Source organism: Kaistia defluvii (genome assembly GCF_026343955.1).
Taxonomy (GTDB): Bacteria; Pseudomonadota; Alphaproteobacteria; order Rhizobiales; family Kaistiaceae; genus Kaistia; species Kaistia defluvii.
The window spans coordinates 286,104-309,324 of record NZ_JAPKNI010000005.1; the positions used below are offsets into that span (position 1 = coordinate 286,104).

21 protein-coding genes and 1 pseudogene are annotated in these 23,221 nt (G+C 63.9%); 11 read left to right on the plus strand and 11 right to left on the minus strand.

The features are described from left to right. Positions 1-116: 116 nt before the first annotated feature. Both OSH10_RS15050 and OSH10_RS15055 read left to right on the plus strand, forming a co-directional pair. Positions 117-1,628, plus strand: coding sequence for a sugar ABC transporter ATP-binding protein (locus tag OSH10_RS15050; RefSeq protein ID WP_266332659.1), 1,512 nt, complete (start codon positions 117-119; stop codon positions 1,626-1,628). After that, entirely contained in the window at positions 1,625-2,644 is a 1,020-nt protein-coding gene (locus OSH10_RS15055) for an ABC transporter permease (protein WP_266332660.1), read from the plus strand. Before OSH10_RS15050 ends, OSH10_RS15055 begins: the two co-directional genes overlap by 4 nt. A gap of 72 nt (positions 2,645-2,716) precedes the next feature. Here OSH10_RS15055 and OSH10_RS15060 read toward each other — a convergent pair whose 3' ends face one another. Beyond that, positions 2,717-3,808 (minus strand): hypothetical protein, encoded by a 1,092-nt coding sequence (locus OSH10_RS15060; RefSeq protein WP_266332661.1) that lies wholly within the window; start codon positions 3,806-3,808, stop codon positions 2,717-2,719. Between the two features lie 738 nt (positions 3,809-4,546). Here OSH10_RS15060 and OSH10_RS15065 point away from each other — a divergent pair. Continuing rightward, positions 4,547-5,785: a porin gene (locus OSH10_RS15065; RefSeq protein ID WP_266332662.1), complete on the plus strand. Its 1,239-nt coding sequence runs from the start codon at positions 4,547-4,549 to the stop codon at positions 5,783-5,785. Positions 5,786-5,858: 73 nt separating this feature from the next. Here OSH10_RS15065 and OSH10_RS15070 read toward each other — a convergent pair whose 3' ends face one another. Beyond that, on the minus strand, positions 5,859-6,167 hold the full coding sequence (locus tag OSH10_RS15070; protein WP_266332663.1) for a hypothetical protein: 309 nt from the start codon (positions 6,165-6,167) through the stop codon (positions 5,859-5,861). A gap of 252 nt (positions 6,168-6,419) precedes the next feature. On the opposite strand from OSH10_RS15070, the gene OSH10_RS15075 reads away from it, so the two are divergent. Continuing rightward, positions 6,420-6,677, plus strand: a complete 258-nt coding sequence (locus OSH10_RS15075; protein ID WP_266332665.1) for a YjhX family toxin — start codon at positions 6,420-6,422, stop codon at positions 6,675-6,677. A 180-nt stretch (positions 6,678-6,857) separates the two neighbouring features. On the opposite strand, the gene OSH10_RS15080 is transcribed toward OSH10_RS15075, so the two are convergent. From OSH10_RS15080 to gatC, 3 genes are all read right to left on the minus strand, one after another. Beyond that, a complete protein-coding gene (locus OSH10_RS15080) occupies positions 6,858-7,163 on the minus strand; it encodes a chorismate mutase (RefSeq protein WP_266332666.1) in 306 nt (101 codons plus the stop codon). A gap of 1 nt (position 7,164) precedes the next feature. Next, positions 7,165-8,646, minus strand: a complete 1,482-nt coding sequence (gene gatA / locus OSH10_RS15085) for an Asp-tRNA(Asn)/Glu-tRNA(Gln) amidotransferase subunit GatA (protein WP_266332667.1) — start codon at positions 8,644-8,646, stop codon at positions 7,165-7,167. Between the two features lie 95 nt (positions 8,647-8,741). Then, entirely contained in the window at positions 8,742-9,029 is a 288-nt protein-coding gene (gatC, locus tag OSH10_RS15090) for an Asp-tRNA(Asn)/Glu-tRNA(Gln) amidotransferase subunit GatC (protein WP_266332668.1), read from the minus strand. A gap of 234 nt (positions 9,030-9,263) precedes the next feature. On the opposite strand from gatC, the gene OSH10_RS15095 reads away from it, so the two are divergent. The 3 genes from OSH10_RS15095 to pgm all read left to right on the plus strand — a co-directional run bounded on the left by OSH10_RS15095 (position 9,264) and on the right by pgm (position 12,772). After that, entirely contained in the window at positions 9,264-10,541 is a 1,278-nt protein-coding gene (locus tag OSH10_RS15095) for a DNA polymerase IV (RefSeq protein ID WP_266332669.1), read from the plus strand. A gap of 27 nt (positions 10,542-10,568) precedes the next feature. Then, positions 10,569-11,000, plus strand: a complete 432-nt coding sequence (locus OSH10_RS15100) for a DUF1801 domain-containing protein (protein ID WP_266332670.1) — start codon at positions 10,569-10,571, stop codon at positions 10,998-11,000. Positions 11,001-11,116: 116 nt separating this feature from the next. Then, on the plus strand, positions 11,117-12,772 hold the full coding sequence (gene pgm / locus OSH10_RS15105) for a phosphoglucomutase (alpha-D-glucose-1,6-bisphosphate-dependent) (RefSeq protein ID WP_266332671.1): 1,656 nt from the start codon (positions 11,117-11,119) through the stop codon (positions 12,770-12,772). 58 nt (positions 12,773-12,830) lie between these two features. Here the strand turns inward: pgm and OSH10_RS15110 are convergent, their stop codons facing one another. From OSH10_RS15110 to OSH10_RS15120, 3 genes are all read right to left on the minus strand, one after another. Next, complete coding sequence (locus OSH10_RS15110) at positions 12,831-15,599, minus strand: KGGVGR-motif variant AAA ATPase (protein WP_266332672.1); 2,769 nt, start codon at positions 15,597-15,599, stop codon at positions 12,831-12,833. A gap of 524 nt (positions 15,600-16,123) precedes the next feature. Next, on the minus strand, positions 16,124-16,639 hold the full coding sequence (locus OSH10_RS15115) for a hypothetical protein (RefSeq protein WP_266332673.1): 516 nt from the start codon (positions 16,637-16,639) through the stop codon (positions 16,124-16,126). Positions 16,640-16,649: 10 nt separating this feature from the next. Further along, positions 16,650-16,976 (minus strand): hypothetical protein, encoded by a 327-nt coding sequence (locus tag OSH10_RS15120; RefSeq protein WP_266332674.1) that lies wholly within the window; start codon positions 16,974-16,976, stop codon positions 16,650-16,652. A gap of 225 nt (positions 16,977-17,201) precedes the next feature. Between OSH10_RS15120 and OSH10_RS15125 the strand changes: the two genes are divergently transcribed. From OSH10_RS15125 to OSH10_RS15135, 3 genes and pseudogenes are all read left to right on the plus strand, one after another. Then, the gene (locus OSH10_RS15125; protein WP_266332675.1) at positions 17,202-18,896 is read left to right on the plus strand and encodes a SulP family inorganic anion transporter; all 1,695 of its coding nucleotides are present in this window, start codon (positions 17,202-17,204) and stop codon (positions 18,894-18,896) included. A gap of 33 nt (positions 18,897-18,929) precedes the next feature. Then, on the plus strand, positions 18,930-19,778 hold the full coding sequence (gene ppk2 / locus OSH10_RS15130) for a polyphosphate kinase 2 (RefSeq protein ID WP_266332676.1): 849 nt from the start codon (positions 18,930-18,932) through the stop codon (positions 19,776-19,778). A 33-nt stretch (positions 19,779-19,811) separates the two neighbouring features. Further along, positions 19,812-20,101, plus strand: a pseudogene (locus tag OSH10_RS15135) (hypothetical protein); the annotation flags it as partial. Between the two features lie 124 nt (positions 20,102-20,225). Here the strand turns inward: OSH10_RS15135 and OSH10_RS15140 are convergent. Next, complete coding sequence (locus OSH10_RS15140) at positions 20,226-20,909, minus strand: helix-turn-helix transcriptional regulator (RefSeq protein ID WP_266332677.1); 684 nt, start codon at positions 20,907-20,909, stop codon at positions 20,226-20,228. A 78-nt stretch (positions 20,910-20,987) separates the two neighbouring features. Between OSH10_RS15140 and OSH10_RS15145 the strand changes: the two genes are divergently transcribed. Beyond that, a complete protein-coding gene (locus OSH10_RS15145) occupies positions 20,988-21,410 on the plus strand; it encodes a VOC family protein (protein ID WP_266332679.1) in 423 nt (140 codons plus the stop codon). 104 nt (positions 21,411-21,514) lie between these two features. Here the strand turns inward: OSH10_RS15145 and OSH10_RS15150 are convergent, their stop codons facing one another. Next, positions 21,515-21,985, minus strand: coding sequence for a histidine kinase (locus OSH10_RS15150; RefSeq protein WP_266332680.1), 471 nt, complete (start codon positions 21,983-21,985; stop codon positions 21,515-21,517). A gap of 431 nt (positions 21,986-22,416) precedes the next feature. Then, the gene (locus tag OSH10_RS15155; RefSeq protein WP_266332681.1) at positions 22,417-23,190 is read right to left on the minus strand and encodes an RES family NAD+ phosphorylase; all 774 of its coding nucleotides are present in this window, start codon (positions 23,188-23,190) and stop codon (positions 22,417-22,419) included. Between the last annotated feature and the right edge of the window lie 31 nt (positions 23,191-23,221).

The following is a 23,221-nucleotide window of genomic DNA, read 5'->3' on the forward strand; positions in this document are numbered from 1 at the left end:
CACTTGGCGTGAGGTTTTCATAAGCCTGATCCATGCCGGCGGCATGGGTCAGGCCTCCCGAACTCCGGAGACCCCGATGCAGTTTCCCTCTCTTCTCGACGCCGGACGGGGGCACCATGCAGCCGCCTGACACCATCATTCCGATCGTCGAGGCCCGCGGCGTCTCCAAGCGCTACGGCCCGACGACGGCGCTGCACGAGGCGCATATCAAGGTCTTCGCCGGCGAGTCGCACGCGCTGGTCGGCCGCAACGGCGCCGGCAAGTCGACGCTGGTCGGCATCCTCACCGGACTGCGCGCGCCGGATTCCGGCCAGGTGCTGTTCTCCGGCGTGCCGGCCCCGGCCATCTCCGACCGCGAAGGCTGGCGCAAACACGTCGCCTGCGTCTACCAGCACTCGACGATCATCCCCGACCTGACGGTCGCGGAGAACCTGTTCATCAACCGCCATCCAACCGAGCGCGGCTTCATCAGCTGGTCGACGCTGCGCCGTCGCGCCCGCGAAGTGCTGGACCAGTGGGGCGTCAATGTCTCGGAAGACGCCCGCGCCGGTGACCTTCGCATCGAGGCGCGGCAGCTGGTCGAGATCGCCCGCGCCCTCTCCTATGGCGCCCGCTTCATCATCCTCGACGAGCCGACGGCGCAGCTGGACGGCGACGAGATCAAGCGCCTGTTCACCCGCATCCGCGAGCTTCAGGCCGCCGGCGTCACTTTCCTGTTCATCTCGCATCATCTGCAGGAAGTGTATGAAATCTGCCAGGCGGTGACGGTGCTGCGCGACGCGCGCCACATCATCACCGCGCCGGTCGCCGACCTGCCGAAGGACCGGCTGATCGAGGCAATGACCGGCGAACACGTCCATCTCGGCGTCTCCGACGCCGCCGGCCGCACCGTGCCGGAGAGCGCCGCCGTGGCGCTCGAGATCGACCGCGTCTCCGGCGACGACTTCCAGGATGTCAGCTTCAACATCCGCCGCGGCGAGGTCGTCGGCCTTTCCGGCCCGACCGGCGGCGGCCGCATCGGCCTCGCCGAGGCGGTGGCGGGACTCTCGCCCTATACCGGCGGGACGATCCGCATCGACCGGAAGACCCTGCCCTCCGGCGACGTCGCCGCCGCGTTGGAGCTCGGCGTCGGCTGCGTTCCGAAGAGCCGGCACGACCAGGGCCTGGTGCTGTCGCAATCCGTCGCCGACAACGCGATCATGACGATGAACCGCCATCTCGGCCCCTTCGGCTTCATCGCGCCCAGACGGCGATCGGAACTGACCAACCGGACGATAGCCTCGCTCGGAATCGTCACCCAGGGGCCCGACCAGCTCGTCTCCGGCCTCTCCGGCGGCAACCAGCAGAAGGTCGTGATGGGCCGCGCGCTCGCCAACGACCCGTCCGTCCTCGTGCTGATGGACCCGACCGCCGGCGTCGACGTCAAGTCGAAGGAAGCGCTGCTGACCGTCATCGAGCGGATGCGGCAGGAGGGCAAGGCCATCCTCGTCGTCAGCAGCGAGATCGAGGATCTGAGAACCTGTGACCGGGTGCTGGTGATGCAGCATGGATCGGTCGTCGCGGAACACAAGGCAGGCTGGAGCGACAATGCGCTCGTCGCCTCCATCGAAGGGATCGAGCTCGCATGAACACGCAACCATCCGCCACGGCGACGCTGAATGCCGGCGCCAAGCCCGCGCCGCGCCGCTCGATGATCCGCCTCCATGACCTTGCGCTGCTGCCGGCGCTGGTGATCCTGATCATCATCGGCGCCTTCATCAGCCCGGCCTTCCTGACCCAGGGCAACATCAACACCATCCTCACCTCCTCCGCCGCGCTGGCGCTGGTGGTGCTGGCGGAATCGCTCATCATCATCACCGGCAAGTTCGACCTGTCGCTGGAATCGACGGCCGGCTTTGCGCCTGCGATCGGCGCCCTGCTCGTCCTTCCCGTCGCCAATAACGGCTTCGGCGTCGAGCTGCCGACCTTCGTCGGCATCCTGATCGTCATCGGCGTCGGCGCGCTGATCGGCCTGATCAACGGCATCCTCGTCGTCCGCTTCACGCTCAACGCCTTCATCGTGACGCTCGCCATGCTGATCATCCTGCGCGGCATGCTGGTCGGCGCCACCAGCGGGCGAACCCTGTTCGACCTGCCCGACGCCTTCTACGCGCTGATGATCATCACCATCCTCGGCCTGCCGCTGGCGGTCTGGCTGGCGGCGCTGGCCTTCCTCGTGGCGGGCATCGTGCTGCGCTATCACCGGCTCGGCCGCGCGCTCTATGCCATCGGCGGCAATCCCGAGGCGGCCCGCGCGGCGGGCATCCGGGTCGAGCGCATCACCACCGGCGTCTATGTTCTGGCCGGCATGCTGGCGGCGGTCGGCGGGCTGGTGATCACCGGCTATGTCGGCGCCATCAGCGCCAACCAGGGCAATGGCATGATCTTCACGGTCTTCGCCGCGGCGGTGATCGGCGGCATCTCGCTCGATGGTGGACGCGGCACGATGTTCGGTGCGTTGACCGGCGTGCTGCTGCTCGGCGTGGTGCAGAACCTGCTGACCCTGGCCCAGGTGCCCTCCTTCTGGATCCAGGCGATCTATGGCGCCATCATCCTCGGCGCGCTGATGATCGCCCGCATGGCGTCCGGCAAGGCTCAGACCTGAACGGCGTTCGGGCCAAACAAAAGCCGCCGCATCGATGGATGCGGCGGCTTTCTTGTTGTCATCGACTGCGGGTCAGATCCGGCTTGCCATCTTGCAGAGCTTGACCAGGTCCGCATCGAACGAGAACGGATTGCGCAGGATGGTCGGGCACTTGTTGCGCAGAGCCTGCTTGTCCGCGCCGCTCAGGCCGCTGTCCGAGACAGAGGTCGGGCCGTCGGGATTGCCGGCACCGGGACCGCCGGGGCCTCCCGGTCCGCCAGGGCCGCCGGGGCCTCCGGGACCGCCAGGGCCTCCCGGACCGCGGGTGCCGGAACCGCAGGAGCCGCCGACGCTCAGGCACAGATTGAGCAGCTTGCCTGGTTGAAGCACGGCCAGTCGCGTATCCAGCAGGCCCAGAATCTGGCTGCGATTGCCATTGCCGCAGGCGGAGCCGCCGCCGGCATTCAGGCAGACCTTCACCAGATCCTTCTTGGAAAGCACGGCCGCCTTGGCGTTGATGCCGCCGATCAGGCGGGAACGGACCCGGGCATTGGCGACGCCGTTCTTGCCCAGCACATTGGCCGTGATCTTGGTACCGCCCTTGGCGCCGCAGCTCGCCCCGACATTGACGCAGACATTGGCGAGCTGATCCTTGGAGAGAAGCTTCAGCCGGGCATCGACAAGCCGGACCACCTGCTCGCGGTTGCCGCCGCAAGAGGCCTGACCACCGACACTGAGACAAAGCCGGATCAGCTCGCGCTTGGACAGGCGATCCATGCGCGCGTCGATACCGCTGAGAAGCGTCGACCGGGGTGTGTTGCGATAGGCGGAAGTGGTGCCGGTGGAAGAACTGCCGGTCATGCTGCCAACCGTGCTGCCGACGGCGCCTGTCACGCTCCCGACCGTGCTGCCAACGGCTCCGGTCACACCGTTGACCGTGCCGCCAACGGTATTGCCGACACTGGAAACCGTGCCGCCAACGGCGCTGCCCGTGTTGCTGACCGTGCTGCCGACGCCGCCGCCAACGGCGCCTCCAACACTGCCGGTGACGCCGGAGACCGTGCCGCCGACCGCTCCGGTGACGCCGCTGACGACTCCTCCCAGTCCGCCGCCAGCGTAGGCCGGCACCAGCATAGTTCCCACCAGCAAGACTGCCGATGTGGCCGCGATTCGAAGTCTGAACATGAAGCCCTCCATTGCCGATCGCTACTTAAAGCCCATCCTATTGGCTAGGTAACGAGGTTACCGCGCAGATGGTTTCAGAGAAACCTCAATAATCTTGCAAAAAATGATCAACATCGGAATCGAAACCCTACGGTAGGGTGAATCAAACTTGGATCCTGGAAAAATCTGATCGATATCCGGCGCTGATCTGACTCCGAAAGTCGGGATAAAGCGGTTTACCAACTGCACCGAACGCAAAATATGCCGACCTACCTTTTCGTAATGCACTCAATAATAGCCCTGACGAGAACACATATATCCAACGTGGCAACGCTGGGACTGACGTTGATTCACTCGCCAGAACGCGATCTTTCCGACCGGAAAGCGCCAGGTCAGGTGCAGGCGACAAAAATCTCCCCTCAAAACGCCGTCGCCGAAGTATAAATTCGACTCGTAATTATGATATGCCGGCAAATTAATCACTGGTTCGGGATAATTAAGCCACTAGTGAAATTCATAAAACCGTTATACTTGCGGCACGGACCATTTTGCATTGCACCATCGAGCGTGGTCGCTAGGTTGCCGGTGCCTGACGCGAGGGGTCGCAGCGGGCACCGTACGCAGTGTCCGCAAACGGATGCGCGGCGGCCAACATGATGGGGGTCTGGGCGCTTGATGTCGCGACGGCCTGATCTGCGGATCAGCTCGGAGCCGGAGCGGCTGCGCATTCGTACCCTCCCAATATTTGGAAGGTCAGAAATGACGTTTAAGTCTGTTATCCTCGGCTCCGCGGCCGCGATCATCGTCGCTGGCGCAGCCAATGCCGCCGATCTCACCATTGCCGAGCCGGTTGACTACGTGAAGGTCTGCGACGCCTTCGGCAAGGGCTTCTTCTACTCGCCCGGCACGGACACCTGCATCAAGGTCGGCGGCTATGTGAAGTTCATCACCACCTTTGGCGACTCTGACTACGGCGCATTCAACAAGGCCTATCCGGACAGCAACTGGGGCAACTTCGTCACCGAAGCCTCGATCCAGGTGACCGCCTCGTCGATCACGGAATACGGCAACCTGACCGGCTGGATCGACTACCGCGCCAAGACCGGCAACACGGCTGGCGGCGAGACTCTTGCTGACTACGTCAACGCCTCGACCAACTCGGCCTATGTCGACACCGCCTGGCTGCAGTTCGGCCCGGTCAAGGCCGGCTACTTCGACTCGCTGTTCGATTTCGGCCAGGGCTTCACCGACAAGGGCAGCTACTCGTCGGACACCAAGACCGACCACATCGAGCTGTCCTACACGGTCAACGGCTTCGGTCTGGCGATCTCGCTGGAAGACCCGCGTGACCGCGGCGCCGTCGGAACCTTCATTGACGACCTCGGCATTGACCGGGGTGGCAACAACAATATCCCGGACATCATTGCTGCCGTGACCTACAGCAGCGGCATCTTCAAGACCAAGATCGCCGGTGCCTACTTCCAGCACGCCGCCGATATCGATCTTGATAACAACCTGCGTCACGACAAGACCGGCTTCGCCGTCGGTGGCATTGTCGAGCTGGCGCTCGACAACATCTCGAAGGGCGACAAGTTCCAGCTCTACGCGGCCTATGCCCAGAACGGCAACTCGTTCACCGGCATCACCGGCGGCTCTTCGGTCGCTGGCTACACCACCGGCTCGGTTGCCGGCGGCGCGGGTCTCGACGCAGTCCCGGGCGACAGCTGGAGCACCTTCGCTTCGTACAAGCACGTCTGGACCGACCGCGTTTGGTCGGCTCTTACGGTTGGCTACGCCAAGTTCGAAGGCACGACCGACTACACGTTCTTCAAGGATCGCGAGTTCGACGCCTTCCGCGTTGGTGGTGCCGTCAACTTCACGCCGGTCAAGGGTCTCGACCTGATGGTCGACGCTGCCTACAACAAGATCGATTCCGACACCGCCGCGATCGACGGTGACGCCTGGGCCACCACGATCTGGCTGAAGCGCTCCTGGTAAGCGATACGGCTCCACGCCGCGAGGCATGGATCCTGAGCCCGGCGGAGCGATCCGCCGGGTTTCTTTTTTGCGGTCAATCCCGCAGCAGGGCCGCCAGGATGGTCGAGCGCTCGGCGGCGAGGTCGCCCTCGGCGGCCTTCTGTCCGGCCTGGCCATACCAGTAGCGCGCGTTCCAGAGATCGCCCTCGATGCGGTGGACATGGGCGTGCACCCAGGCGCCGGCGCGGCTGGCGTCGTCCTGGACCAGGGTATGCGCCGCCTCCCACTCGCCCTTTTCCAGATGCCAGAGCGCCTGCAGCGGCGCCGAGAGCCCCGCGGGCGGCTCGGCATCGGCAAGCGTCGCGCGAAAACCATCCGCCGACAGGGTAGGTATCCGGTCCATCCTCTTCCTCCCAAACGAACGTTGCCGCGCAGCAACGGAGGCAAACGCGCCACGCACACCATGCCAAACGAGCTTGCCCGCGCCAATGGATAGCACTATAAGCGCTGCCGTCTCAGGAGTTTGGATGTCGACTACTTCGCAGTCCCGGTGATCCCCTGCCCGTAAGCGGCAGGGATTGAAGTCCTCGCGCCCTCGGCGCGCGGCCCGCGGAATCGCGGCTGCGATCACCTGATTCCTGAACGAAATCCCATCATGAATGTCTCGAAACTCGAGCAGCGCGTCTTGCACGCGCTCGCTCAGGGCGGCGTTATCCGCCATCGCAAGAATGAATCCGGCCGCATCATCGCGGCGGACTGCACGACCAGGGACGGTTGGATCCTGACGGATTGTTCGCTTGACCTGTTCCAGCGCCTGAAGCGGCGGCGGCTGATCGCGTCGCAGAACGGCGCGCCCTACCGCATCACGCGGGCAGGCCTGGACGCGGTACGCGCCCAGTTGGACAACCGCTAAACAATTAGGCCGGCGGGCTCCCGGGCTCGCCGGCCTGCCCATGGGCAGTACGAGGGCTATGGACTGGAGGAGGATCCATCAAGGGACCGTTGCCCTGCCCTTCACCTCTCCCTGAAGGAGAGGTCGGCGTTCGTGCTACACTCTCCGTGGATGCTTACCACGGGGGCCGCCGGCCCTGCCTTACTGCGCGAGGCGGGCGGCGATGGTGCGCCGCTCGAACTCGATGTTCCACTCGATCAGCCGGCGCCAGAGATCGCGCGCCAGCTGTTCGTCGAGGCCAGCCTCGCCCGCGGCCAAGGCGACGCGGTCGAGCACCTCGTCGACCCGTTCCGGTACCAGCGCCTCGTCCGGCGAAGACTTGATCTCGGCCATCCGCTGCACATAGCCGAAGCGCTCAGCCAGCAAAGCGACGAGATCGGCGTCCAGGCGGTCGATCTCGGTGCGGATATGCGCCTTGGTCGTGCAGTCAGCCGGCTTGCGGATCATGTCACCACCACTTGGACGGCGTGAAGGTGCCAGCAGCGTCCTCGATCACCTGTCCGAGACGGAACAGCGTCTCTTCCTCGAACGGACGGCCGATCAGCTGCAGGCCGAGCGGCAGCTTCGACTTGTCGAGGCCGGCCGGAACGGCGAGGCCCGGCAGGCCGGCCATGTTGACCGTCACCGTGAAGATGTCGTTCAGATACATCTCGACCGGCGAGGCCGTGGTCATTTCCGCGAGGCCGAAGGCGGCCGAAGGAGTCGCCGGCGTCAGCACGGCATCGACGCCCGCTTCGAAAGCGAGATCGAAATCGCGCTTGATCAGCGTGCGGATCTTCTGCGCGCGGACGTAATAGGCGTCGTAATAGCCGGCCGAGAGCACATAGGTGCCGATCAGGATGCGGCGCTTCACTTCATGGCCGAAGCCGGCCGAACGGGTGTTTTCATACATCGAGGCGATGTCTTCGCCCGGAACCCGCAGGCCATAGCGTACGCCGTCATAGCGGGCGAGGTTGGACGAGGCCTCGGCGGGCGCCACGATGTAATAGGCCGGCAGGGCATATTTCGTGTGCGGCAGCGAGATGTCGACGATCTCGGCGCCGGCTTCCTTGAGCCAGGCAATGCCCTGCTGCCAGAGCGCCTCGATCTCGGCCGACATGCCGTCGAGCCGGTATTCGCGCGGGATGCCGATCCGCAGGCCCTTGACCGACTGGCCGATCGCGCCCTCGTAATCGCCCACCGGCACGTCGACGGAGGTGGTGTCCTTGGCGTCGACCGAGGCCATCGACTTCAGCAGGATGGCGGCGTCGCGCACCGTGCGGGCGATCGGGCCGGCCTGGTCCAGCGACGAGGCGAAGGCGACCGTGCCCCAGCGCGAGCAGCGGCCATAGGTCGGCTTGATGCCGACCGTGCCGGTGAAGGCGGCCGGCTGGCGGATCGAGCCGCCGGTATCGGTCGCGGTCGCGCCGGCGCAAAGGCGCGCGGCCACGGCGGCGGCGGAACCGCCCGACGAGCCGCCCGGCACCAGCGGCGCGTTGGAGCCTTCCTTGCGCCAGGGATTGACGACCGGGCCGTAGAACGACGTCTCGTTCGACGAGCCCATGGCGAACTCGTCCATGTTCAGCTTGCCGAGCATGACCGCGCCGTCGTTCCAGAGATTGGCCGTGACGGTCGATTCATAGTTGGGCTTGAACTTGTCGAGGATGTGCGACGCGGCCTGGGTATGCACGCCCTCGGTCGCGAACAGGTCCTTGACGCCGATCGGCACGCCTTCCAGCGCACGCGCCTCGCCCTTGGCCAGCTTTGCGTCGGAAGCCGCCGCCATGCTGAGCGCCTGCTCCGGCGTCTCGACGATATAGGCATTGAGCGCGCGCGCCGCCTCCATCGAGGCGAGATAGGCCTGGGTCAGTTCGGTGGCGGAGAAGGCCTTGGCGGTCAGGCCGTCGCGGATTTCGGCAATGGTCAGGCTGGTCAGATCGGTCGAAGACATCGGCATCTCGAATGTCAGGAGGCGGTGCGCGGCGTCACCGGGCTTGAGGACGCGCGGCGCCCTCTTCGGAAAAGTCGGCGTCTAGCGCCCGGCGGTCACTCGACGACCTTGGGCACGACGAAGAAATCATCGTCCGAGACGGGCGCATTGGCGACGACGCGATCGGCATAGAAGCCGTCGGTGACGACATCGGCGCGCTTCTTCATCGTCTGCGCGACGACCGAGGTCAGCGGCTCGACGCCCTCGACATCGACCTCGTTCAATTGCTCGGCAAAGCCGAGAATCGCGTTGATCTCGCCCTGGAAGGATTGGGCTTCCTCCTCGGTGACAGCGATCCGGGCGAGATGAGCGACCCGCTTGACGGTGGCGATGTCGACGGACATGGCGAGAACCCTTTGGCAAGAGCCGTTGACGAGGCGGTTGAGCGCGCCGGCCACGGCGGAAATGATCCGCTCGCTATATCACCCGCCTCTGCCGCATCGCAACTGAACAGGCCACACGCAGGAAGGATTGCCGCCCGCGGCGACCCTGCGCCGCCGCTGCGCCGGATCGATTGCGGCCCCGCTCCCGGACGGATAGTTTCCCCTCACGCGGCATCGCGCCGCCACCGGGCCGTCATGTCGATCCCTGCCAATGCCCTCGCCGGCTTCTGCCGCGACTGCCTGACGCCCGCTTCCGGGCCGCGTTGCCGCGCCTGCGGCAGCCCGCGCATCGCTTCGCATCCAGAACTCGGCACGCTCTCCATCACCCATGTCGATTGCGACGCCTTCTACGCCTCGATCGAGAAGCGCGACGACCCGAGCCTTGCCGACCAGGCCGTCATCATCGGCGGGGGAAAACGCGGCGTCGTCTCGACCTGCTGCTACATCGCCCGCATCCACGGCGTCCGCTCGGCCATGCCGATGTACAAGGCGCTCGACCTTTGCCCGGACGCGGTTGTGATTCGGCCGAACATGGAGAAATACGTCGCCGTCGGCCAGCAGATCCGCGCGCTGATGCAGGAACTGACGCCGCTGGTCGAGCCGATCTCGATCGACGAGGCCTTCCTCGATCTCTCCGGCACGGAGCGGCTGCATGGCGCGCCACCGGCGCTGACCATCGCCCGCTTCGCCCGCCGCGTCGAACAGGAGATCGGCATCACCATCTCGGTCGGGCTCTCCTTCAACAAGTTCCTGGCCAAGCTCGCCTCCGACCTCGACAAGCCGCGCGGCTTCTCCGTCATCGGCCGCGCCGAAGCGCTGACCTTCCTGGCCGAAAAGCCGGTCGGCATGATCTGGGGCGTCGGCAAGGCGCTGGAAGCGAAGCTCGCCGAACAGGGCATCAAGACGATCGGCCAGCTGCAGCGCATGGAGGAAAGCGACCTCGCCAGGCGCTATGGCGTCATGGGCCTGCGGCTCGCCCGCCTCGCCCGCGCCGACGACCGCCGCACCGTCGAGCCGCGCCACGAGGCCAAATCGATCGGCGCCGAGACCACCTTCGACCACGACCACGCCGACCTCGCCACACTCAGGCCGATCCTGCGCCGCCTGTCGGAGAAGGTATCCGCCCGGCTGAAGCGCGCCGAGCTCGCCGCCTGCAACGTGACGCTGAAGCTCAAATCCTCCGATTTCAAGCTGCGCACCCGCTCGCGCCAGCTCGCCGACCCGACCCGCCTCGCCGACCGCATTTTTCGCACGGCCGAGCAGCTTCTGGCGCACGAGACCGACGGCACCACCTATCGCCTGATCGGTGTGTCGGTATCGGATTTCTCCGATCCGCAGCGGGCCGATCCGGACGATCTCGTCGACCCCGCCGCCGCCAAGCGCGCCAAGGCAGAGGCCGCGATCGACAAGGTGCGCGGCAAGTTCGGCAAGGCCGCCGTCGAGCACGGCCTGACCTTTCGCAAGCCGGAATAGGGCTCGAACCGCCCGGGAGGACACGCCATGACCAAGCCCACGCACGACGCGGAGCCGGCGGCAGGCGTCGCCGCCTCCGACATCATCGACGCGAAGATCCGCGACCTCGCCGACTGGCGCGGCGAGACGCTGGCGCAGGTCCGCCGGCTGATCCGCGACGCCGACCCGGATGTCGTGGAGGAGGTGAAATGGCGCGGCGTGCCCGTCTGGTCGCAGGACGGCATCCTCTGCACCGGCGAGACCTACAAATCCGCCGTCAAGCTGACCTTCGCCCACGGCGCCGCGCTCGACGACCCTTCCGGCCTGTTCAATGCGAGCCTCGAGGGAAACACCCGCCGCGCCATCGACCTCCACGAGGGCGAGGCGATCGACGGGCCGGCGTTCCAGGCGCTGATCGGCGCGGCGATCGCGCGCAACCGGGCGAAGGGCAAAAAGCCCCGGAAACCCGGGGCTGGCTGACCCGGCCTTTGCCCGCTATCCCCGCCTCGCGAACGAACCCGAAAACGGTGGTTGCCCGCGCCCGCGCCGCCGATCATGATCCTCTCCCGATCGTGTGGAATCGCAGAGAAAACAATATGTCGGAAGCAACGCTCCATCCTCTCGCCGGCAAGCCGGTTCCCCGCTCGGCCCTCACCAACATTCCGCGGCTGATGACCGCCTATTTCGCGCTGACGCCGGACCCGGCGATCGCGACCCAGAAGGTGGCGTTCGGCACGTCGGGCCATCGCGGCTCGGCCTTCGCCTCCGCCTTCAACGAATGGCACATCCTGGCGATCACCCAGGCCGTCTGCCTCTATCGGAGCCAAGCCGGCATCACCGGCCCGCTCTTCATCGGCATGGACAGCCACGCCCTCTCCGAGGCCGCCCTCACCTCGGCGATCGAGGTGCTGGCCGCCAATGGCGTCGAGACCCTGGTCGACGAGCATCTTGGCTATACGCCGACGCCGGTCATCTCGCATGCCATCCTCACCTACAACAAAGGCCGCACCGAAGGCCTCGCCGACGGCATCGTGATCAGCCCGTCGCACAATCCGCCCGATGATGGCGGCTTCAAGTACAACCCGACCAATGGCGGCCCGGCCGATGTCGACGTCACCTCATGGATCGGCAAGGCGGCCAACGAGTTCCTGGCGACAAAACTCGCCGGCGTGAAGCGCATGCCCTTCGCCCGCGCCCGCAAGGAAGCCTGCATCCGCCCGTATGACTACATCACCCCCTATGTCGCCGATCTCGCCTCCGTCATCGACATGGAAGCCATTCGCGCGGCGGGTGTAAAAATCGGCATCGACCCACTCGGCGGCGCCGCCGTGCGCTACTGGGAGCCGATGATCGAGCGCTTCAAGCTCGACGCCACGGTCGTCAACGACATCGTCGACCCGACCTTCGCCTTCATGACGGCGGACTGGGACGGCAAGATCCGCATGGACTGCTCCTCGCCCTACGCCATGGCGCCGCTGATCGCGCTCGCCGAAAAATTCGACATCGCCTTCGCCAACGACACCGACGCCGACCGCCACGGCATCGTCACGCCCTCGGGCGGGCTGATGAACCCCAACCAGTACCTCTCCGCCTCGATCGCCTATCTCTGCCGCCACCGGCCGGAATGGAGCGAAGCGAGCGCCTTCGGCAAGACGGCCGTCTCCAGCGGCATGATCGATCGCGTCGTCGCCAAGATGGGCCGAAAATTGGTCGAGGTCCCGGTCGGCTTCAAATGGTTCAGCGCCGGGCTGATCGATGGTTCGCTCGCCTTTGGCGGCGAGGAAAGCGCCGGCGCCTCGTTCCTGCGCCGCGACGGCTCTGTCTGGACCACCGACAAGGACGGCCTGATCATGGGCCTGCTGGCGGCCGAGATCACCGCCACCACCGGGCAGGACCCCAACCAGCTCTACCAGTCGGTCACGTCGGATCTTGGCAAATCCTATTACGCGCGCATCGACGCCCCGGCGACGGTGGAGCAGAAGGCGATCCTTGGAAAACTCGATCCGTCCAAGATCGACGCGGCGGAGCTTGCCGGCGAGCCGGTGACGGCCCGCCTCACCCGCGCGCCGGGCAACGACGCCTCGATCGGCGGCATCAAGGTGGTGACCGAAAACGGCTGGTTCGCCGCCCGCCCCTCCGGCACGGAAGAAGTCTACAAGATCTACGCGGAGAGCTTCTTGAGCGCCGAGCACCTGGCGCAGATCCAGTCGGACGCAAGGGCTGTGGTGGCAAAGGTGTTTGCGGGGGGATGAGAGTTGCGGCTTGAGCCGCAACTTAATGCACTGACCACTATCCAACCGGGCTAGACAACTAGCTTGTCAAACCCAAGCGTTGCCTCGCCCGTCGGCGCAGATTGATAACACTGTGCCGAGCACCACTATGCTTGAGATTGAGCCCCATTCGAAACAATTCTGGCACCTCGTAAGGTGGCGAGTCCCCAAAAAGGATAGCGTGGCGCTGCAGGAGCCTGATATCCGCCTCACTAAGCCCTAGTTTTACTATGGCCTCACTATCAAGCGGAGCAACAACACTATCCGGATATTTTCTGAACTTGTCAAAAACAGGCTTAAGCTCTGCTATTTCCTCTTGCGTCTCACTAACCTTTGCAACGCTAGTTGGCTTCACCGCATCTTTCAACGCCCTCGGAGCCAGCAATCGCGACGCGGAGAATTCCACGTCGTTTGCCGAAACCGACGCTGCAGCCGCATTTTCAAGTAACCTGACCAAATCGCGCGCAACCAACCGGCTCTGAAGATCGGAGAGAACCGCGATAACCCAGTTTGCCGTATAAGCCTCAGCAGTTCTCTTGCTTGGCTTATCATCTGGGCCGAGCTTTCGTCCCCAAAGAGGATAGAGGCGTTCCTCTTTCTCTGCTTGCGGCATTGACCGAAAAGCTGGCGTCCAAACGTCAAGAGCCCCAGACTTCGTAGCCAACCAAGCCGCCAACTCGATAACGTCGCTGTCGCTCCACGAAAGCGCGAAAGATTGATATGCTCGCCTAAACTGGTCACTATTCTGCGGTACAGCTGCATCGACGCTATCGCGCCGAGCGAAGATAATTAGACCTATAGGACGCCCCGGCTCCGCCCTTACACGTTGTGGCAAATCGACAAGAAGGCTCCGCAACCACAGGGGAGTATTGCCAGAAAAAGGATCCTTATAGAGCTCTTCTATTCCCTCAATCACGACCAGAAGATTCTGCCCACGATCACGAAGTTCCTTGGGGAAACGCTCGCCCGCAGTAGTATTACCCACATCGAAACCAGCTGCCCAAGCTATACTATTTAACCAAACTGTGGCGCGTTCCTGCTCGTTCGCCGCCACCGTCAATGCCGAATTGAGATAGCTTTTCGTTTCATAGACGGTCTGCGCCTGTCCGAAACCGAGCTTTGCGGCAACCGCTTGGCGACAACTATCAATCTCAACTTGATACGCCTCGCTGGACTGGATCGACCCAAGTACCGGCAGGATTGGGGCGTCCACCGCGTCGCTCGCACCGGAAAGCGCCTCCACAACAGAGACCCAATCACCGCGAGCGGCGACAAAACGCGCCGTCAGCGTCTTGCCGGTTCCCTTTGCACCTTCAGCTACTATGACTGGGAGTTGGGATTTAAATTGCTCGGCTAACGCGCGTAAGGGGCCCGTAATCAGAGGTGTTTCAATAGGCGCCTCGGCAAGTTCCGCTGCCACTAGTTTTCCTGCGAAAGTTCGAAGCAGCTTGCAGCGTTCCTGGTGGCTGACATCTAAATTGAGAGTCGGTAAATTTGGCGCGGTAGAGGCTGCGCCCATGTCGTCAAGCGTCCGGGTCAGCCAATCGCCAAAATCACCCGTAATCCTCTTTTGAAAACCTGACGACCGCAATTGCTCGACAAAACCGTCCCATCCAGCGGAGGATACTTGCAAATCAGATATTTCAGGCATTCTGACAACCGAGATTGCGCTGATGTCTTGCTCGACCGAGAAAATTGCTTCATCAGCACCAGTTGCAGCATCTCTGCCTCGAAGCAGTTCCACCGTAACTCTATCCAGTACCGGCCTAAGGATGCTCTCATCGGCCCCAGTCTCACGGATGATCGACGGAATTCGGTTAACTAGGAGCAGCGGCTCCGGTAAAATCGTATTCCGCCTACGGGCCTCTCTCGAGAGATACGCGATCAGAGCGGCTGTGCCGTCTAGCGATTGGCCCGCCAAAGTACAAACGAACATCCGCCCAACACTGGGATCGAGTATTAGCTGGGCTGCTAGGGGCACCAAGCCAGCACGTATGTCTACCACTATGCCTGCGCAGTCAGTTCGGTCGGCAATTGCTCGCAGCAGTTCAGCCAAAGCAAATGGACGTTCAGGCGTCGAAAGATGTTCAGCTCGAATAGATGAGCTTGCTAATTCTTCGAGATTCCTCCTGAGGGGTAATACGAAGATGTCGTCAATTCTCTGGTCTCGCAACCGCCCGGCAGCGAAGTCAATCGTGTCTTCCCAAGCTGGGCTAGCATCACGATGAGCGAGTGCTACTATATCCTCGAACGCAATTTTTGCGTGCCCACGGGATCGCTGAAAAAGATAACTTAGTCCCGGGGCCTCCAAATCGGCATCGACGATCAGAACCGGCTTGCGAGCACGCCGCGCCCACTCAATCGCGCACGCAATTGCCGCGGTAGTACGGCCACTGCCACCCTTGACGCTGTGACAGGCGATAATCGGGAGGCCGCCGTTAGAAACTAACGGCTCGGGTCTAAAATTGACCGAGCTCTCTATGGCACCGATCGGCATCAACTGTGCGATAGGCGCTTGTCGTAACTCTAGTTCTATCGGTAGCCTTTCGGCTTTAGGACCCTCCAGTATTAGGGAGGCTTCGGCATCCGAACGCTCAATTCGTTGAGGAAAGACCTTCTCAAGCCAATCGTGGAACGCCGCCTCAGGAATTGCGTCGCCATCAAACTCGAACGTAGCTGCCGACCAATCGATGTCAGCTCTGATTAACTCTTTGGGACGGCCTAACCAGAGATCGGACGTAGGCTCGATCTGCCCCAATGCGCGAGCAACATCCATCCAGGTGACGGGCGGATCAATCTCGATAGTCATTATCAGATCATCCAATCTCAAAGATGCTTCTCAGTATAAGCCAGAATTTTACGGAGCCAAGACACAACATCATCCTGACCGTCTAGCTTTTCTCCATATCTCCAAGCCTCGTGAAGCTCAGATACATGAATATGATCACCGCTTCGAAGCTTAATCGCAGCGGGTCGCAAAGGGCAGTCTTCTGCACTAACGCGAAGGGCTGATAGAATGCTATCCAGCCTATGCAGGTGGGCCCGTGCCGAACTACCCGCTGCTGTATTAGATTCGGAAGTCGTATTTAGCGAAAACTTGGCTAAATACAACGCCTTCAAACTGCACTCTGCGGCATAAAAAAGAAGCAATGCGGCAGCGTCAGCATCAGACGTTTCCGATGACGCCAGCTTCAACTCATTCGCTCGCCGCTTGAGAGTTCTGCGGTTCGGATCAATTGGCATCAAACGGTTCCGTACCAAAATGTAACTATACAGATAGACCTGTCGAACCGCATTTGATTCGAATCATCGCCATGCCAAGGGCACCCACTCCTACTCCATAAACACCGGCGTGCCGTCCGGCTCCGCCTTCAGCTTGGCGGCGGCGGCGCAGAAGTCTTGCTTGTCGCCATGGGCCTCGGCGATGAAAAGGCCGTAGCGGGCGCCGAAGGCGACGAGGATGGCGGTCTTGCGTTCCTCGGCCTGCTCGTCGGTCAGTTCCTTGTCGCCGCTGGCAATCACATCGCCGATCGCCTTGCCAAACGTTTCCCTGGCGAGGCCGTGGCCGTCGCAGACGCGGACCGCCGCCGCCTGGAAGGCGAGGTTGTTCAGCGCCGCGAACTGGGCGTCGGCGAGGATGGCGCCTTCCGTCTCCAGGAAATCGGCCCAGGACGCGTCGGCGCGGTCATTGTCGGCACCGGGCGCCGGCGCGGTGGCGCCGGCCGGCGGCGCCGGCGCGATGTTTCCCGTCTGCGCGAAGGCAGGGGCGGCGGCGAAAAGGACGGCGAGCGCGGTGGCGGCGAGGGCTGCGCGGATCGCGCGGGCTGGCCGGAAGCTATGTGCGAGCATGGTGTTCCCCTCAGCGGCCATAAACGCGCCAGGTCCAGTTGCCACTATAGGCGCCGCCATTGTTGTAGCAGGCGCGCTGTTCGGGATAGCAGATGATGCCGCCGGCGGGCGAGAACGGCGCCGGCGGGCGATAGGAAGGCGGCGGCGGCGCGCCATAGATGTCGTTGTTGCGGTTGGCGCTGTCGGCGATGGCAGCCCCCACGGCGAGGCCGGCAAGGCCGCCGATGATGGCGGCGGCGTTCTTGCCATCCTTCGCCTGGCCGGGCTGGCCGGCCGCGACCAGCAAGGCCGGCGCCAGCACCGCGACGACGGCCAGTCTTCGAATCATTGTCTGCATGGCAGTTCCCTCTGCGCTCCCGCCTGCATTGAACAGGCCCGCCCGGCGCCGGTCAATTGAGCGCCGCGCTTTCGCAACCGGAGATGGGAGGCGGCCGGGTGCAGCCGCGTCGCGCCACCTGTTTCCGTAGCGTCATCGGGTGTATGCTCGGCGCCGTGGTGGATGGACTGCATCGCATGGCAAGGGAAGCCGGGTTTCGGGCGAAAGCCGGCGCAGGTGGTCAACATGCACTCCGGCCGGTGGACCTTTCCGCTGCGCCTGCCCGCGGGGCTTGCCGGCTACCAGCCGGCCTGGCTGACGCGCGACATCTCGGCCGGGCTCGCGGTCGCCGCCATCGGCCTGCCCAGCGCCATCGCCTATCCCGCCATTGCCGGCCTGCCGCCGCAGACCGGGCTCTATGCCAGCATCACGCCGCTCGCCGCCTATGCGCTGTTCGGCCCGTCCAGGATCCTGATCGTCGGGCCGGATGCCGCGACCATGACCATACTGGCGGCGACGCTCGCGGCCGTCACGGCCAGCGTGCCGGATGTCGGCTCGGGCGAGCGGGTGGCGATCGCGGCGATGCTGGCGCTCGGCGTCGGGCTGCTCTGCCTGCTCGCCTGGCTGTTCCGGCTCGGCGTGCTGGCGAGCTTCCTGTCACGGCCGATCCTGACCGGCTTCTTCATCGGCATCTCGTTCTCGATCCTGATCGGCCAGATCAGCCGCGTCACCGGGGTCAAGGTCGATTCCGATGGCCTGCTGCGGCCGCTGATCGACCTGCTGCGCAAGGCGGGATCGATCCATTGGCCGTCGCTGATCCTGGCGCTTTCGATGGTCGCGCTGCTGCAGCTGGTGCGGATCACGAAATTCCCGGTTCCGGGGCCGGTGCTGGTGGTGGTTCTGTCGGTGCTGCTTTCGGCGGTGTTCGGCTTCGAGGCGCGGGGCATCGCGGTGGTCGGCGACATTCCGTCCGGCCTGCCGCATCTCGCCCTGCCCCGCTTCGCCGGCCTGCCGCTGCAGACGCTGGCGCTGGGCTCGGCGGCGATCTTCCTGGTCAGCTACGGCTCCGGCATCATCGCCGCGCGCAGCTTCGGCGCCCGCTCCGGAGAGGCGGTCGATCCCAACCGCGAGTTGATCGGCTTCGGCGCCGCGAACCTCGCCGCCGGCCTGTTCGGCGCCTTCCCGGTCTCGGCGTCGGATTCGCGCACCGCGGTCAATCTGACGGTCGGCGGCCGCTCGCAGCTGACCAGCCTGGTCGCCGCGCTGACGCTGGTGGCGACGCTGCTGTTCCTCGGCCCGGCGCTGCGCATCATCCCGCTTCCGGCGCTCGGCGCCATTCTCGCCGCCACCGCGCTCGGCATGATCGACATCGGCGCCATGCGGCAGATCTGGCGCATCAGCCGGACGGAGTTCGTGTTCGCGCTGATCGCGATGTGGGGCCCGATCGGCCTCGGCGTGCTCAACGGCGTGGTCATCGCCATCGGCGCGACGCTCGCCTATGTGCTGCGCAAGCTGATGTTCCCGCGCGACGCCATGCTCGGCCGGATCGCCGGTCACGAAGGCTTCTACAAGCTGCACCGGACCCCGCAGGCGCGCGCCGTGCCCGGCTTCGCCGTCTGCCTGATCCAGGGCAGCCTGCTGTTCTTCAACACCGATTATATCGCGACGCGGCTGGACGCCATCGCCGACGGCCTGCCGGAAGGAACGCGCTGGCTGGTGCTCGACGCGAGCGCGATCGCGCAGATCGACAGCTCCGCGGCCGAAATGCTCGGCAAGGTCTGCGAGGCACTGCGCCAGCGCGGCCTCCGGCTCGGCCTCGCGGACCTGCATGCCGAGGCGCGCGACCTTCTCGAGCGCGCCGGCATCATCGACGTCATCGGGGCCGACATGATCTTCGACATTCTCGACGATGCGTATCAGGCGTTCGAGGCCAGGACCTGAACTCTCCATCACGGCGCGCCGCAGGAGGCAAGCATGAGCAAGGACAAGAAGGCCAAGCGGAAATCAGCCCCGCGCCCCGCCGGATCCACGATCGCCGAGGCGGCCCCGGGGCCCGGCAAGAGCTACGCCAGCGAGCTGGCGCGGCTGCAGGTGGAGCTTGCCCATCTCCAGGCCTGGGTGAAGACCTCCGGCGCCCGCATCGTCATCATCTTCGAGGGGCGCGACGCCGCCGGCAAGGGCGGCGTGATCAAGCGCCTCGTCGAGCGGGTGAGCCCGCGCGTCTTCCGCGTCGTCGCCCTGCCGGCGCCGACCGACCGCGAGAAGACCCAGATCTACATGCAGCGCTATGTCCAGCATCTGCCGGCCGGCGGCGAGGTCGTGATCTTCGACCGCTCCTGGTACAACCGCCCCGGCGTCGAGCGGGTGATGGGCTTCTGCAGCGAGGAGAAGGCCCGCCGCTTCCTGGAGCTGACGCCGCGTTTCGAGGCCGCCCTGATCGAAGGCGGCATCACCCTGCTCAAATATTTCCTCGATGTCTCCGAGGCGGAGCAGGAGCGCCGCTTCCGCCAGCGCCTGCTGGACCCGCTGCGGCAATGGAAGCTGAGCCCGATGGACATCGAATCCTACAATCGATGGTGGGAATACACCCGCGCCTATGACGAGATGATCAGCGCCACCGATACGCACCACGCTCCCTGGTGGATCGTGCCGTCCGACGACAAGAAGCGCGCGCGGGTCAATTGCATCGCCCACATCCTGAGCCAGATTCCCTACGAGCACGTCCCGTTCGACACCCCGAAACTCGGCAGGCGGCAGAAGCGGCCATCCGATTTCGCGGAGGACGCGGCACCGCGCAACATCGTCCCCGACATTCTCGGCTGAAGCTTCCTTCTGGCTGGAGCGGGATACCGTTTCGCGACACCGTCCTATTGCCGCATGAACTCGATCTCCGACGTGTTCCCCCCACCGGCGGACGGACGCAGGTCAATGTCATCTGGGAACTGATCGCCGAACCCATCGAGGGCAACCGCACCCGCTACACCAACAAGGTCACCTGCCACCCGACGGACGTCTTCATGACCTTCTTCGCGGAACACGGCCAGACCTTCGAGCAGGCCGCGGGCGGCGATCACAACAGCCGCGAGACGCCGCTTTTCGCGAAAAGCATCGCCCGCACATCCCTTGCCAAGGCCGCGTCCCGGTAGGCCGGTCACCCCTTGATCCATTCGGGGAGGCGGGCGGCACGCCGCCGCCCCTCCGGTTGCCATTGCCGGGACGCCTGGGAGTGGTGACGCCTGGGAATGGTGACGCGTCGGTCTTCGTTTCCCGCTATGTCTCCCGGAGCCTTGCAAGGTAATCCCGCAAGAGCCTCACCCGGCGGGGACGAAAGCTCGCTCCGTTGCTGGAAAGGCTTGCGATCCGGTCGACCCTGAACATCCGGAAGTCATCCCGCAGGCAACACCAGGCCAGAACCGTCAGGACGTGATCGCTGTACATGATCGCGAGGGGGCGAATGATGCGCTGGCTGGCGGTGCCCGCCTGGTCGCGATAGCCGATCTCGATCTCCTGCTCTTCCCAGCACGCCTGCCGTATGGCCTGCAGATGCGGCTGCGCGCCGTAGCGACCGCTTGGCCGATAGACATGGGATATGGAATGCAGCAATTGCTGCTCGCGATCGTCCGGCAGCGTCGCGGCAACCTTGGCAAGCACAGATTCGGCGGCGCGCGCCAGATCCGGGTCGCCCATCTGGCGCACTTCGCCGAGCCCCACGGTGATCGCCTCGATTTCCAGACGATCGAATGTCTGCGGCGGCAGTGCATAGTCCTCGATCAATCGATAGCCATAGCCGCGTTCTCCCTCGATCCGGGCGCCAGACAGCCGCAGCAGCTCGATATCGCGATAGATCGAGCGTACGGACACGCCGCGTTCGACCGCCAGGCGTCCGGCCGTGATCGGGGGCGCCATGACGCGCATGAGCTGAAGAAGGCGCAGCAATCGATCGGGTCCGCTCATCGTCCAACTGCCGTGAAGTGTCAGTTGGGCGCAACTATACCCGGTTCGTCCACTTCCCATAGCCAGAGGGCGAAGACGTTGAGCATCCAGACCGTCGCACACATCAATTTCCGGGGCGAGGCGCGCCCGGCACTGTCCTTTTACCAATCCGTCTTCGGTGGCGACCTGGTGCTGCTGACCCATGCGCAGATATACGGCACGACCGATCCGGCGGAAGCCGATCGGGTCGGCTGGGGTCGCGTCGTTTCGAAAGACGGCTTTGTCATCATGGCCTATGACGTGCCGACGAGCCGGGCCTACGATCCGGGTCAGAGCCCGTTCTTCATTTCCATCAGCGGCAATGCCAGCGACGAGATCATCACCTATTGGGACAGGCTCAAGCTTGACGGCGAGATCCTGCAAGACCTTGCGCCGGCCGGCTGGTCCCCGCTCTACGGAATGCTCAAGGACAGGTTCGGCATCACCTGGGTTCTCGACGTGCAGAACGGCGACGCCCGGTGAACGTCCCGCGACGCGTGGCCAGGCATCCTTGAATCCGTGCCGGCGATCCCCGCTGGCGGCAGAGATCGCGGGCGATTTCGCGCCCGCGCCGGGATCCCTCGGGCCTACCGGACCTCGCTCTTCCAGCTCAGGAAGAAGCCGACATCACCGGGCATGCCGTTTGGAAAATTGATGATCATGGCGCTGAGCCGGAAACCCTGCGGCTTGGCGTATTGGAGATAGCGGTCATAGAACTGCCGGGCCTTGCCCTGCAGCGTCTCGGGCCAGTCCGGATCGGCGCTGTTGATCGCCCGGCCGCTATCGGTGCAGAGCACGGAGGGGAAGGTGTAGACCATCGCCTCGTACTTGCCGTTCTTGACCGCGTTCATCGCCACCCGGCGCACGCTGGCGATCTCCTCGTCGCTGACCTGGTCGCGCAGGAAGCTTTCGGTGAACTGGTTGAGCGCCTCGTTCTGCGACGACCGATGCGCCTGTTCCTTGGCGACCTCCTTCATCCGCTCTTCGAGAATGGCCTTCCGCAACGACTCGGCACTCGGCGGCGGCGCATTGACATCGACGTCCTTGATTTCGGCCATGTCTTCCTCCTGAAAAATTTGCCGGCGAAAGAAGTGCGCGGGTGCGTTTGGCTAGCCCTTGTCCGCGCCCTCTGGCAGGCCGTCGCAGGGATCGAAACGGCAACGGAAATGCCGCTGGAAAGCGCGCTGCGGCATCGTTCCTGTCCTACGCTCCCATTATACGACGCCACCTTCCGCATGGGAAGGATTCAGCGGGAGAGAGCGGCGCTCGACGGATGCCCGATTTCACGACGCATTGGGACCGAAGACCAGCTTTGGAGGCGATTTTAGTAAGGTGCGTCTCCGACGAGGAAAGCGAGGCAGCCACATTGCTTTGCAGTCGAGCGGCAGATACCGACCCCATTTCGGTAATTCAGAGCTAATGCGTGAATTCCTGAAAGCTGCCTTGCGCCGCCTCGTTGAGATGCCAGCTATACGCGCGTTAGTGCAGATCAGCCGGGTTGCTGCTCGATTTTGTGTGTAATGTCTTTCACTTGAAACAGCCGACACCACCCGACTTCGAAATCATCGATATTGAAAATCGCGACATTGTAGCCGTCCTCGCCGAACGCGCTTTTGTACGCTACCCCGTCGTAACCAAGGGAGCGGAACAATTCCGCAAGGATCTGTGTGGGAGCGTACTCCGCTGCGTCGTCGGACCTATCTGCCGGCGCTGAAAATGCTCGGTCGATATCCGACCAAACGGCTTTCTCCATCTTCTCGCGTTCTGGCTCTTTGAAGTATAAAAAGTGCTTTTTGGCGAGAACGCTGCAGTCGATCAGTTTCAGTTCGCGCAAGCATTTCATACCGGCGACGGTCACGTAGGCGCCGATGGCAGGCCTGACTTCCGATACCGCCGTAACGTCGTTTGTCGCCATATAGAGACACGGTATTCCGCGGGGATTCACGCGTCCGTCGCCGGCCCGGTCACGCAACGGGATCATGCGGGCCCTGTTGGCCGCGCACTCGATATCGTCGATGTAGATTTCTTCACCGTCGTCGCCGGTTTGATAAATCGGTCTCAGGTTGTGTGCTACTTGGGCTCGCCTCAATCCCGCGCCCACATTAATGATACTCTCCCGAGCATGACACGTGGCACCGACGGCTTGCAGAAATGCTTCCGTCTCCGGAGACCGGATGAAACGACGTGACTTCACGACCTCGCGTCGGAAATTATAGTAATCATGGCGCGATTTGAAAGTCGGAGGCAAACTCTCTTCCGTCACGAATTTAGTCCCCAAAATCGACAATCATTCG